The organism is Azospirillum sp. B4 (genome assembly GCF_000333275.1).
In the GTDB taxonomy this organism is placed as follows: Bacteria; Pseudomonadota; Alphaproteobacteria; order Azospirillales; family Azospirillaceae; genus Nitrospirillum.
In genome coordinates, this window is record NZ_BACU01000260.1 from 25,374 (window position 1) to 36,748 (window position 11,375).

Annotated in this window: 13 protein-coding genes; 6 read left to right on the top strand and 7 right to left on the bottom strand. The window is 69.0% G+C overall.

Annotated elements, in window-relative coordinates:
- Positions 1-200: 200 nt before the first annotated feature.
- The 6 genes from rph (at position 201) to I55_RS11035 (ending at position 4,298) form a co-directional block, all read left to right on the top strand.
- A complete protein-coding gene (gene rph, locus I55_RS11010; RefSeq protein WP_044560597.1) occupies positions 201-920 on the top strand; it encodes a ribonuclease PH in 720 nt (239 codons plus the stop codon).
- Between the two features lie 30 nt (positions 921-950).
- Positions 951-1,556 (top strand): RdgB/HAM1 family non-canonical purine NTP pyrophosphatase, encoded by a 606-nt coding sequence (gene rdgB / locus I55_RS11015; RefSeq protein ID WP_044560598.1) that lies wholly within the window; start codon positions 951-953, stop codon positions 1,554-1,556.
- Positions 1,544-2,731: a radical SAM family heme chaperone HemW gene (gene hemW / locus I55_RS11020; RefSeq protein WP_044560599.1), complete on the top strand. Its 1,188-nt coding sequence runs from the start codon at positions 1,544-1,546 to the stop codon at positions 2,729-2,731. Before rdgB ends, hemW begins: the two co-directional genes overlap by 13 nt.
- Positions 2,732-2,912: 181 nt before the next feature.
- The gene (locus I55_RS11025) at positions 2,913-3,599 is read left to right on the top strand and encodes a hypothetical protein (RefSeq protein WP_148293675.1); all 687 of its coding nucleotides are present in this window, start codon (positions 2,913-2,915) and stop codon (positions 3,597-3,599) included.
- 97 nt (positions 3,600-3,696) lie between these two features.
- Positions 3,697-3,921: a type II toxin-antitoxin system Phd/YefM family antitoxin gene (locus tag I55_RS11030; RefSeq protein ID WP_044560600.1), complete on the top strand. Its 225-nt coding sequence runs from the start codon at positions 3,697-3,699 to the stop codon at positions 3,919-3,921.
- Entirely contained in the window at positions 3,921-4,298 is a 378-nt protein-coding gene (locus tag I55_RS11035; protein WP_044560601.1) for a type II toxin-antitoxin system VapC family toxin, read from the top strand. Before I55_RS11030 ends, I55_RS11035 begins: the two co-directional genes overlap by 1 nt.
- On the opposite strand, the gene I55_RS11040 is transcribed toward I55_RS11035, so the two are convergent.
- The 7 genes from I55_RS11040 to I55_RS11070 all read right to left on the bottom strand — a co-directional run.
- Entirely contained in the window at positions 4,295-4,873 is a 579-nt protein-coding gene (locus I55_RS11040) for a cysteine hydrolase family protein (protein ID WP_044560602.1), read from the bottom strand. The two genes, I55_RS11035 and I55_RS11040, sit on opposite strands and share 4 nt — an antisense overlap.
- Positions 4,863-5,117 carry a DUF2442 domain-containing protein gene (locus I55_RS11045; protein WP_044560603.1) on the bottom strand — a complete coding sequence of 85 codons (255 nt, stop codon included), beginning with the start codon at positions 5,115-5,117 and terminating at the stop codon, positions 4,863-4,865. Before I55_RS11045 ends, I55_RS11040 begins: the two co-directional genes overlap by 11 nt.
- Positions 5,101-5,343, bottom strand: a complete 243-nt coding sequence (locus I55_RS11050) for a DUF4160 domain-containing protein (protein WP_044560604.1) — start codon at positions 5,341-5,343, stop codon at positions 5,101-5,103. The genes I55_RS11045 and I55_RS11050 overlap by 17 nt, the downstream gene beginning before the upstream one ends.
- Positions 5,344-5,409: 66 nt before the next feature.
- Complete coding sequence (locus tag I55_RS11055; RefSeq protein WP_044560611.1) at positions 5,410-6,939, bottom strand: YifB family Mg chelatase-like AAA ATPase; 1,530 nt, start codon at positions 6,937-6,939, stop codon at positions 5,410-5,412.
- A 91-nt stretch (positions 6,940-7,030) separates the two neighbouring features.
- Entirely contained in the window at positions 7,031-7,963 is a 933-nt protein-coding gene (locus I55_RS11060; RefSeq protein ID WP_044560605.1) for a replication protein RepA, read from the bottom strand.
- A 748-nt stretch (positions 7,964-8,711) separates the two neighbouring features.
- Entirely contained in the window at positions 8,712-10,010 is a 1,299-nt protein-coding gene (locus tag I55_RS11065; protein ID WP_044560606.1) for a histidine-type phosphatase, read from the bottom strand.
- A gap of 146 nt (positions 10,011-10,156) precedes the next feature.
- Positions 10,157-11,375: TonB-dependent receptor (locus tag I55_RS11070; RefSeq protein WP_044560607.1), on the bottom strand; the 1,219-nt coding region annotated here is incomplete at its 5' end.

The window sequence follows — 11,375 nt, forward strand, 5'->3', positions numbered from 1 at the left end:
GCGGCCCGCTTATCAATCACTGGCGCGGCCACTGGCGCGGCCACTGGTGCGGCCACCGGCGCGGCGTCCGGGTGGGACATCCGGGCCACACCCGGCGGCCGCCCCGTCCCGCGCGGCCACATCCAGGGTGGACAGGGCGGGGGTTCCGTCGCTAGGTAAGGCCTCGAAAACACCCATGACAGCTACGGGACCGCCCCGCCATGACCCGCCCCTCCGGCCGCGCCGCCGATCAGCTCCGCGCCGTCTCGCTTGAGACCGGCTTCGCCAAGTACGCCGAAGGCTCCTGCCTCGTGCGCTTCGGCGACACCCACGTGCTGTGCACGGCCAGCGTGGAGGAGAAGGTGCCGCCCTTCCTGCGCGGCCAGGGCCTGGGCTGGGTGACAGCGGAATACGGCATGCTGCCCCGCGCCACCCACAGCCGCACGGACCGTGAGGCCGCCAAGGGCAAGCAGTCCGGCCGCACGCAGGAGATCCAGCGCCTGATCGGCCGCGCGCTGCGCGCCGTCACCGACCGCAAGGCCATGGGCGAGATCCAGGTGAAGATCGATTGCGACGTGCTGCAGGCCGACGGCGGCACCCGCACCGCCGCCATCACCGGCAGCTATGTCGCCCTGCACCAGGCCTTCAGCCACCTGTTGCGCATCGGCGTGGTGAAACAGATCCCCCTGATCGACAGCGTGGCCGCCATCTCCTGCGGCATTTACAACGGCCAGGCCGTGCTGGACCTGGACTATGCCGAGGACAGCAACGCCCAGGCCGACGCCAACTTCGTGCTGACCGGTTCCGGCGGCATCGTGGAAATCCAGGGCGCGGCCGAGGAACGCCCCTTCGACGAGTCCCAGTTCAACGAGCTGCTGCGCCATGCCCGCCACGGCATCGGCCAGCTGACCGCCCTGCAGAAGGCCGCCCTGGGCCTGTGATCGGTCCTCTCTGACCTGAGGTTCCATTCCATGTCCCAATCCCCCCGCCGTTTTTCCGGCGACACCCTGATCATCGCCACCCACAACAAGGGCAAGGTGAAGGAGATCGCCGCGCTGCTGGGCGACCATGTCGCCAACTTCCCCACGGCGGGGGAGCTGGGCCTGCCGGAGCCGGAGGAGACGGGCCTGACCTTCCGGGAGAACGCGGAGCTGAAGGCCCTGGCGGCGGCCAAGGCGGCGGGCAAGCCGGCGCTGGCGGACGACAGCGGCATGGCGGTGGCGGCCCTTGATGGCGCCCCCGGCATCTACTCCGCCCGCTGGGCCGGGCCGGAGAAGGACTTCGCCGCCGCGATGGCCCGGGTGGAGCGCGAGCTGCCGCCCGGCGCCCCGCGCGACGCCAGCTTCATCTGCGCCCTAACCATAGCCTGGCCGGACGGCCATGTGGAGACGGTGCAGGGCGAGGTGCGCGGCCAACTGGTCAACCCGCCGCGCGGCGATCGCGGCTTCGGCTACGACCCCATGTTCGTCCAAGACGGCCACACCGTGACCTATGGCGAGATGGAACCGCATGAGAAGCACGCCATCAGCCACCGCGCCGACGCCTTCCGCCAGCTGGTGGAGCGATGCTTCCGCTGACCACCCCTGAACCCGGTGCCGACACGGTTCCCGGCGGCTTCGGCCTCTATGTGCACTGGCCGTTCTGCGCCAGCAAATGCCCCTATTGCGACTTCAACAGCCACGTCCGCGAGGGCGTGGACCAGGCCCGCTGGCGCGCCGCCCTGGTGCGGGAGATGGACCACGTCGCCGCCCGCGTCCCAGCGGGGCGCCGGCTGAGCAGCATCTTCTTCGGCGGCGGCACCCCCTCGCTCATGCCACCGGAGACCGTGGCCGCCCTCCTGGAACGCGCCGACCACCATTGGGGCGTCGGTCCGGATGTGGAAGTGACGCTGGAGGCCAACCCGACCTCGTCGGAGGCCGCGCGCTTCGCCGGCTTCCGCGCCGCCGGCGTCAACCGCCTGTCCATGGGCATTCAGGCCTTGAATGACGCCGACCTCAAGGTGCTGGGCCGTAAACATTCCGCGCCCGAGGCGATGGCCGCCATCGCCATGGCCAAGGGCGTCTTCGATCGTTTCAGTTTCGATCTGATCTACGCCCGCCCTGGCCAGACGGTGGCGGCGTGGCAGGCGGAGCTGTCCAGGGCCCTGGACCTGGCGGTGGGCCACCTGTCGCTCTACCAGCTGACCATCGAGGAAGGCACCCAGTTCCACACCCTGCACCAGCGCGGCGACCTGGTGGTGCCGGATGAGGATCTGGCGGGTGACCTCTATGAGGCGACGCAAATTCTGCTGAACCAGGCTGGCATGCCGGCGTACGAGGTGTCCAACCACGCCCGCCCCGGCCAGGAAAGCCGGCACAACCTGGTCTACTGGCGCTATGGCGACTATGTCGGCATCGGCCCCGGCGCCCACGGCCGCCTGACGCTGGATGGCCGGAAGATCGCCACCCGCACCCACCGCGCCCCGGAAATCTGGCTGCAACGAGTGGAGGAGGGCGGCACCGGCGCCCACGCGGACGAGTTTGTGACACCCGAACAGCGCGGCCGCGAGGCCCTGATGATGGGCCTGCGCCTGGCCGAGGGCGTCAGCCTGTCGCGCCTGACGGCGGAGGCGGGCGGCGCGAACCCCGTGGACATGGGCGCGGTGGACCGCCTGGCCCGCCACGGCCTGCTGACCCTGGACGGCGACCGCCTGACCGCCACGGCGGAGGGACGGCAGCGCCTGAATGGCGTGCTGGCGGCGCTGCTGGGATAGGCTCCCCCTGCGTCATTCCGCGCTATCCGCCGAGCTTGAGGGAGTGGTTGGCCGGTGCCATGTTTGGCTGTGCCGGACCCTTCGAATCAGGCAATCCCCCATGCCCGCGTTGTTCCGCCTGCCTGCCGTCCCCCTGCGTCGGAGCCTTTGCTGCGCCCTGATTATGGGGGCGGCATTCACCTTGAAACCCGCTGCGGCCGCCGGCATCCCCTTCGTGGGGTGCCCCGCCGATGGCCAGATGGGGCCGCAGGCGGCGCCCAGGAAAGGGACCGTTCCGTCCTTGCCCCCCGCGCTGGCCGCCGAGGCGGCGGGGCGTTTGGCCTATTATGCGGCACCGGATGAGGCCGGTGGCATCGGCAGTTTCGCCCCCAAGGGCTGGCACTGCTTGGCCCTCTATGGCTCCAACGGCTCCCAACTGCTGGTGACGGCCAACCCCCTCACCAGCCGCGACCTGATCAAGGCGGCCGAGCATATCCAGGGCCCGGCCCTGCAACTGGTCTGGCTGGACGGTGACACGTCCGGCCGGTTCGAGGTGGCGAAGATCGCCGCCCGCCTGTTTCCCGTCGCCAAGGATTATGTCCAGGGCGTGATCGACGAAGGGTTGGCGGACAAGTCGGAATATACCTGGGGGCCCTATCCGACGGACACCGTCGTGCGCCACAGCCCAACCTCGGTGGATTTCGTGACGCCGGCCGGACAGAAGGGTATGGGCACGGACAGCCATCTTATCCCAGGGCCCCTGCCCATCATCGGCAGCGCCTTGCTGTTTCCGGACCAAGACATGGCCTTGCGCGAACTGATCGTGCGCCTGCCGCCGGAGATGGCGGACCTGGGGCCTGTCATCCAGGCGGCGTTCCGGCCGGAGTAGCGAAGCGCCTTTTGGAATTATGACCATCATGGTCATTTCCCTTGAGGCGCCATGCCCCCCAGCATCATAATAGGCACTGGATTAGCTGGAGGCGCCCATGAGCACCCAGGTTTCAGTGGCCCAGGCCAAGGCGGAATTCGCGGCGCTGGTGTCCCGTGCGGAGGCGGGAGAGGAGATCATCGTCACCCGTAATGGAAAGCCGGTGGTTCGGCTGTCGGCGTTGCCGACGGCGCCGGTGAGCTATGGCGATTTGGCCGGCCTGCGGATCGGGGATGACCTCTCCTTGCCCGATGATGTCGTTGACGACTTCCTGGCGCGCTGATGGCCAAGGCGTTGCTGCTCGACACCCACATCTTCCTGTGGATGCGTGCCGACCCCGCCCGGCTCACGGAGCGTGAGCGGGGCCTGATTGACCGGGCGCCACGCCGATTGGTCAGTGCCGTCAGCTTCTGGGAAATCGCCCTGCTGGCCAGCCTGGGCCGGATTGACGACGATCCTCGGCTGTTCACTTTGCCGGATGGCATCGCCCTCTTGCCGGTATCGCCGGTCCATTGCCGGGAATTGGTGGATTTGCCGCCCCTGCACCGGGACCCTTTCGACCGCATGCTTATTGCCCAGGCCCGGACTGAGGGCCTGTCGCTGCTGACGCGAGATGCGAAAATCATCGGTTATGGCCCAGCCGGCGCCAGCCTGGCTTAGCCAGAAAGAAGGGTGTTCAGCACCGCCTCCGTCGTCGCCACGGTGGCATACTCGCCCGCCATGTTGGCCAGCGACAGGGCGTGCACGTCCTCGGCACTCCACGACCGGCCCCGGCCGTCGCGCTTGGCGAAGGTAAAGGTCGCGTCGCTGACGACTGTGGTGGCATAGCCCAGGTTGCCGGCCATGCGCACCGTGGCCTCCACCGAATTGTTGGTGATGACGCCGGCCACCACCAGGGCGGTAACGCCCCGGCCGCGAAGCAGGTCGTCCAGCCCGCTGCCGATGAAGGCGCTGTTGGTGCGCTTGGCCACCACGATCTCGCCCGCCGCCGGCATCGCCTCATCCTTGAAGGCGTGGCCCGGCTGGCCGGGGCGGTACGTGGAGTTGGGCTCCACCGAATCATGCCGCACATGGATGACAGGGCGGCCGGCCGCGCGCCACGCCGCCAGCAGCCGGGCGACATTGGCCTCGGCCTCCGGGTTGTTGCGCGGCCCCTCCACCGCCCAGCGCGGGTCGTCGATGGCGCGTTGCAGGTCAATGAGGAGCAGGGCGGGCGGGCAGGCGTCAGGCGGCATTGGGGGCGGGATGACTCATGTCGCCCCGGCCCTCCAGCAGGCCGGCGACGGAAATATCCTCGTCCAGGTCGTCCCAGTGCAGGCCCCGGCCGGTGGCGCTGATGCGGTAAGCCTGGCGCTGCTCCGGCGTCGCGCGCAGCAGCCGGGGGAACCAAGCCAAAGGCACGCCGATGGTGCGGCCATCACTCAGGTCCACCCACAGGGTGTGTTCATCGAAGCGCAACGACTTAGCCGAAATGCTCATGCCATGCCCTTTCGATCTTCTGCCGCCTTGCTTCCACGATACGCACCAGTTCGGTTTGGACCGACCGGTTGAAGCCGACACAGTCGGCTATACGGACCTCGGGATACAGCCACAGTTTCGCTTCGCCATCATCCCGCTCAACGTGAATGTGGACGGGTTCGCGCGGGCTGCCTTCATTGGAAAAGAAGTAGAATCTGAAGCCGTTCCAACGAAACACGGTCGGCACGAAATCAGCCCTCCAACAAATCGTTGGAAGGATACCATATCACGAGAACGCGGGTTTGGACCGTCCTCACCGCACCACCACCCGGCGGTAGCTCAGCGCCTCGGCGATGTGCAGGCGGCGCACCGTCTCGGCCCCTTCCATGTCGGCCAGGGTGCGGGCCACGCGCAGGACGCGGTGATAGCCCCGGGCGGACAGGCGCAGGCGGTCGGCGGCTTCGGTCAGCAGGGCGCGGCCGGCGGCCTCGGGGGCGGCCACCTTTTCCAGCAGCTCGCCATCGGCCTCCGCGTTGGTGCGGATGGTGGGATGGCCGGGCTTCACCAGGGCGGTGTAGCGCGCGGCCTGGATGCCCCGCGCCTTGGCCACGCGAGCGGCCACGATGGCGCTGGTCTCACGCGGGGGCGGCAGGGACAGGTCGGACGCCTTCACCGCCGGCACGTCGACATGCAGGTCGATGCGGTCGAACAGCGGGCCGGAAATCTTGGACTGGTAATCGGCGGCGCATTTGGGGGCGCGGCCGCAGGCCTGGGCCGGGTCGTCCAAATGGCCGCAGCGGCAGGGGTTCATGGCGGCCACCAACTGCACCCGCGCCGGATAGGTGACATGGCCATTGGCCCGCGCCACCGTGGCCCGCCCCGTCTCCAGCGGCTGGCGCAGGGCCTCCAGCGTGGGCCGCGCGAATTCCGGCAACTCGTCCAGGAACAGCACGCCCTGGTGGGCCAGGCTGATCTCCCCCGGCTTGGCGCGGACACCCCCACCCACCAGGGCCGGCAGGCTGGCGCTGTGGTGCGGGTCGCGGAAGGGACGGCGCCGCATCAGCCGCCCGCCCTCCAGCTTGCCGGCCACGGAATGGATCATGGAGAGATCCAGCGCCTCCGCCGGTTCCAGGGGCGGCAGCAAACCGGCCAGGCGCGCGGCCAGCATGGATTTGCCGGAGCCGGGTGGACCCACCATCAGCAGGTTGTGGGCGCCGCTGGCCGCCACCTCCAGCGCGCGCTTCGCCGTCTCCTGCCCCTTGATGTCGGCCAGGTCGGGCAGGGCGCCGGCCTCCTCCTCCTCCTCCATCTTGGGCTGGGGGCGGGACAGCACCTGGGTGCCCTTGAAATGGTTGATCAGCTCCAGCAAGGTGTGGGGGGCCAGCACCTCCAGCTCCCCGGCCCAGGCGGCCTCACCCCCACAGGCGGCGGGGCAGATCAGGCCGCGGTCGGTGGCGACGGCGTGGATGGCGGCCGGCAGGGTCCCGGCCACAGCCGTCAACGCGCCGTCCAGCGCCAGTTCGCCCAGGGCGCAGAAGCCCTTTATGTCCTCATCGGGCAGGATGCCCATGACGGTCAGCAGGGCGATGGCGATGGGCAGGTCATAGTGGCTGCCCTCCTTCTGCACGTCGGCCGGCGCCAGGTTCACGGTGATGCGCTTGGGCGGCAGGGCCAGGCCCAGGGCGTGCAAGGCGGCCCGCACCCGCTCCCGGCTTTCGGCCACCGCCTTGTCCGGCAGCCCCACCACGGTGAAGGCCACCTGCCCGCCCGACATCTGCACCTGGACATCGATGTCCAGGACGTCCACCCCCTGGAAGGCCACTGTCGAAACCCGCGCTACCACCGGCCCCATCCTATCCGCTTCCGCACGCGACCCATGCACGTGAGGGTAGTGTAGGGCCGGGGCGGGGCTTGTGCCAGGGGATGTGACGGCGTTATGCGATCAGCGCCGCTTCCCTGCGCGCGATGGGCGGCCGTGACGGGTGCAGCACGATGCCGTCGTCGGCGATCTCCACCTTGGCTTCCGGATAAACGGCGGTGGCCAGCGCCAGGGCGTCCAGGAACACCGGCTTGAAGTGGCTGAGCTTGGCGTAATGCTCGCCGAATTGGCGGCGCAGGGCGGCCCAGCGCACCGGCGTGGCCTGGTTCAGCACGTGCAGGCGGTAGGCCAGCCAGATGTAGACGTCGATGGCGGTGCTGCTGGCGCTGATGTGGCGCAGTGCCGCTTCGGACACCGGCACGGCGTGCTGCTTCAGGCTGTCGTAGAAGCTTTCGTTCAGCTCGATCACATCCTGGAACAGGGCCACCTGGCGCTGGTCGGGGTTGGACTTGAACAGGATGGAGTTGTTGACGAAGCCGGCGTTCTGCCGGGTGACGGAGGCGTCCGTCTCCCACAGGAACTGCAGGCTGCAGGCGGTGATGCGCTGCGCCTGTTCCATCACCAGGCGATAGGTCTTTCCGCCCGGGCTCTCCCCCATGGCCTTCAGCCAGGAATGCCAGCTCTTGCCCAGCTCCACCTGGCGGGAGTTGGTCTTCAACGCCTCCGTCTGCAAATACAGCAGGATCATGCGCGCCTTGGCGCCATAGGGCACGCCCACCAGGCTGCCGTCGGCGTGCCGGCCGCTCTGCACGATCAGGGTGCAGCGCCCCGTCTCCTTGCGGTGGTATTCCGGCTCCGCCGCCTTGTCGATGGACCGGTGGGGCAGGCTGGTCAGGGCGAAGCCGGCATGGGTGATGCCCATGCTGTCCTCTTCCTGGGCCAGCATGGCGGCGGCCACGTCCACCAGGGTGCGGCCGCTCTTGCTGGTCGCCATTTCGCGCGCCCGGTCCACGCCGTGCTCCAGGATCAGACGGTGGATGTCGGCCATGGTGCCCTTGCTCCCTGCCAGTGTCATTCGGTCGATTGGCGGGAGTGTTCCAAAGCCAAATCACTAAATCTAGGTCGGACTTTACCGGCCCCCGCTATTTGTGGGGTATTTGGAGTCTGTTATTTGATGTGCCGGTAAGGTCCGGGAAATAATCCCGAGTCGGGCCGGTAGAGTCCGGAGGCCGGCCGGCAAAGTCCGTGGGGAAACAGGTCTTCGCATGCGGTGGCGGCGGGCCGGCACATCTTGCGGCCGGTAAAGTCCGGGGGAGCGCGCTTCGATTCTGTGGATAACTTTCCCTGGGCCGGTAAAGTCCGAGCCGAATCGTGACAAATCATCAAAAATGGGATCCCGCAGGCGACTCCACGGGACTCGAGGGCGGGGGCGACTCAGGCGCCGGCACGGACTTTACCGGCCCTATCGACGGAAAGCCGGGCGTTTTCGGCCGGGAGCGGTTGCGCCGGAGGGGCGGCGGGCGGACGAAGCGTCGGCGCAAATCCGCGCCCGCCGGATCCACACGGACTTTACCGGCCCTGCCGGGATGGCGGGGCTGTCCCGCCCCGGCATTTTCCCCTGGACTCGGACTTTACCGGCCTTGGGGTCTGGTCAAGGGATGGGGATTCGGACTTTACCGGCCCCTGCCGAGGGCGGCCCAAAAAGACGAAAGGCGGGGCGGCTCCGCAGTACCGCCCCGCCCATCCCTCACGGGCGGCGGATGATGGGGACGCCGCCCGTCAGTTCTGTCCTACCCCTACCGCCAGCAGGCTGGCGGGACCGCCTTGCGCACCAGGGCGGCGAACTCCTCCACCGTGCAGCGGTCACCGCCGCAGCCGGGCAGGGGCAAAACGACCTTACCCGCCGGATGGGCATCCGTCAGGGCGGCGGCTTGCCGCAGGTCGTCCAGGGTCTGGTAGTACAGCGCGACATGGACATAGCGCTTGCCCGTCGCCGGATCGCGGCTGACCTCGAACGCCAGGGTGGTGTCGGGCGCCGTCTTGTCCGGCTGGCCCGGCAGGGTCCAGTCCAGGCCCAGCAGGCCCGCCACGTTGGACAGGTTGGTGTCGTGCCCCAGGATGGAAATCAGCCGGGCCGCCGCCGGCACCGGGGCGAGCGGGCCGCCGGCGGCCGGAACCTCACCCGTCACCGCCGCCACGATTTGGCGGGCCAGCAGCGCGCCGTTGTGGCTGGCGATATAGGGTGTGCGGCGGGTCAGGTCGGCCTGGTAGTCGTGCACCGGCAGGATGGCGGCCAGCGCCTCCGCGCTGCCGGCCCGGCCCCAGCCCACCTGGGCCAGCGGCATGCCCTGGACATATTCCAGGAATATGCTTTCCGACAGCATGGCCCCCCGGGCCAGCGGCCCGTCCACCTTCACCTCGCCGCCCTTGTCCACCACCTTGGTGGGGCCGGTGGCGAAGCAGGCCTGGGTGCCAGCGGCCCCACCCGCCGGCGCGCCGGGCTGGCACGCCTTGGGCGCCACCACCTGGGCCAAGGCGGCCAGGGCCGGGGCGATGGCGGCGGGCACGGCGGCGATGTCGCCGCCGTTGGCCGCCTTCAGCGCCTTCTCCGCCTCCGCCGCGTCCAGGGGGCACATGCCGCCGGACGCCGCGTCGAACAGGACGTCAGGGGTATCCGGCGGCCGGCCGTGGGTCTTCAGGCCGCAGCCGGGGGCGATGCCGTCGGCCATGGCCTGGGCACTGGCCCGGGTGCGCTGGTCGCCGCTGTCGCCCCAGATGAAGACGGCGTCGCCGGCCGGGCAACGGTCGTCGCCCAGCAAGCCCCGCCTGCGGTACATCCCGCCCAGATAGGCGCCCAGCTGGCGCAGGGCGTCGGCGCCATGGGGGGTCAGGATGCCCCGGTCCACCGGCCACGCCGGCCAATCCTGGTCGGACAGGCGGCGCAGCTCCGCCAAGCCCTTGGTCGGGCTGCGCACGCCGTGGCGCGACAGCATCACCACCCGTTCCAGCACCAGGCCGGGGGCGGTCGGGGGCGTGGCGAGGGTGTCGGCCAAGGCGGGGCCGGCCACCAAGCCGGCCGCCAGGGCCAGGGGCATGAGCCTGGCCCTCATGCCGCCGTAGGCCGCGACCGCAGCCGCTGGAGATTTACGGGGAGCCGGAGGCGGACTGGAAATCGAGGACAAGCCAAGCCGGCGGATGCCGGCGCCCGGCGCGTGAGGGCGCATGCTCAAAACCTTCCGCATCACCACCCCGTGACCGACAGGTTGAAGAACACGCTGCGGCCCGGCGTCGTCCAGTACAGCGCCTGGCCGGTGGCGGACTGCGTGCCGGCGAAGCCGTTGATGCGGTGGGTGTCGAACAGGTTGCCGATCTTCAGGCTGGGGGTGACGTCCAGCAGGTGATAGCCCAGGTCCTTGAGGCGCCAGCCCACCGACACGTCGGCGGTGAAGCCGGTGTGGATGCGGTAGGCGTTGGCGAAGTCGGGCTGGCCGGTGGTGGCGTCGGTTGTGTTGTCCTGGCCGTAGAACGGACCCACCACCTTGCCGATGGCGGAGAAGTACAGGCCGTCGCGGCTGTCGTACATGACACCGGTGGTGGCCATCCATTGCGGCGTGTCCGCCACCCAGACGCTGGTGTTCTTGTACTGCGCGTGGTTCAGGCTGGCGTTGGCGTAGAGCGACAGGGCGTCGGTCAGGGCGTACTGCGCCTCCCCCTCCAGGCCCTTGTAGATGACACCGGCGCCGTTGACGAAGGTGGTCTCCGTCGTGCCCGGTACCTGGCTGGTGGAGATGTAGTTGGAGAAATCGATGTAGTAGGCGTCGACGCCCACCATCCAGCGGCCGCGCTGCACGGCGGTGCCGATCTGGTAGTTCCAGGTCTCCTCCGGCTTGATCGAGGCGATCTTGGTCACCTGGAAGACGTCGATGGGCGGCGCCAGGAAGCCCTTGGCCACCTGGGCGTAGGCGGTCCAGCCCTCCTGGAGGGTGTAGTGGGCGGCGATGGAGGGCTGGGCCTCGGTGTAGGTCTCGCTGTAGTTCAGCGGCGCCGGCGGCTTGGTCTTGTTGTACAGCGCCTCGACGTCGCGGGTGAAGCTGGTGACCTTCACCCCCGGCACCAGGGTCAGGTCCGGCGTGACCTTCCAGTCGAGTTCGGCATAGGGCTGCCAGGTGGTGTTCAGGTCACGGTATTTATAGCTGTAGGCCGTGCCGTATTTCGTCGGGGCCCAAATGGCGCCCTGGGTCCAGTCGATGGTTTCGGAATGGCGGTGGTCCAGCTGGCGGTCGTACCAGACGCCCGCCTTGATGTCGCCGAAGGACAGGCTGTCGGTCAGGCGGAAGGTGTCGCCGAAGGTGCGGTAGTTGGCGTTGGCTTCCTTGCCTGGGATGTCGTTGGCATAGGTCGCGACCTTTTTGCCGGCGGCGTTGTAGAAGGTGACGCCGTGTCGGCGGCGTGTATCGCGG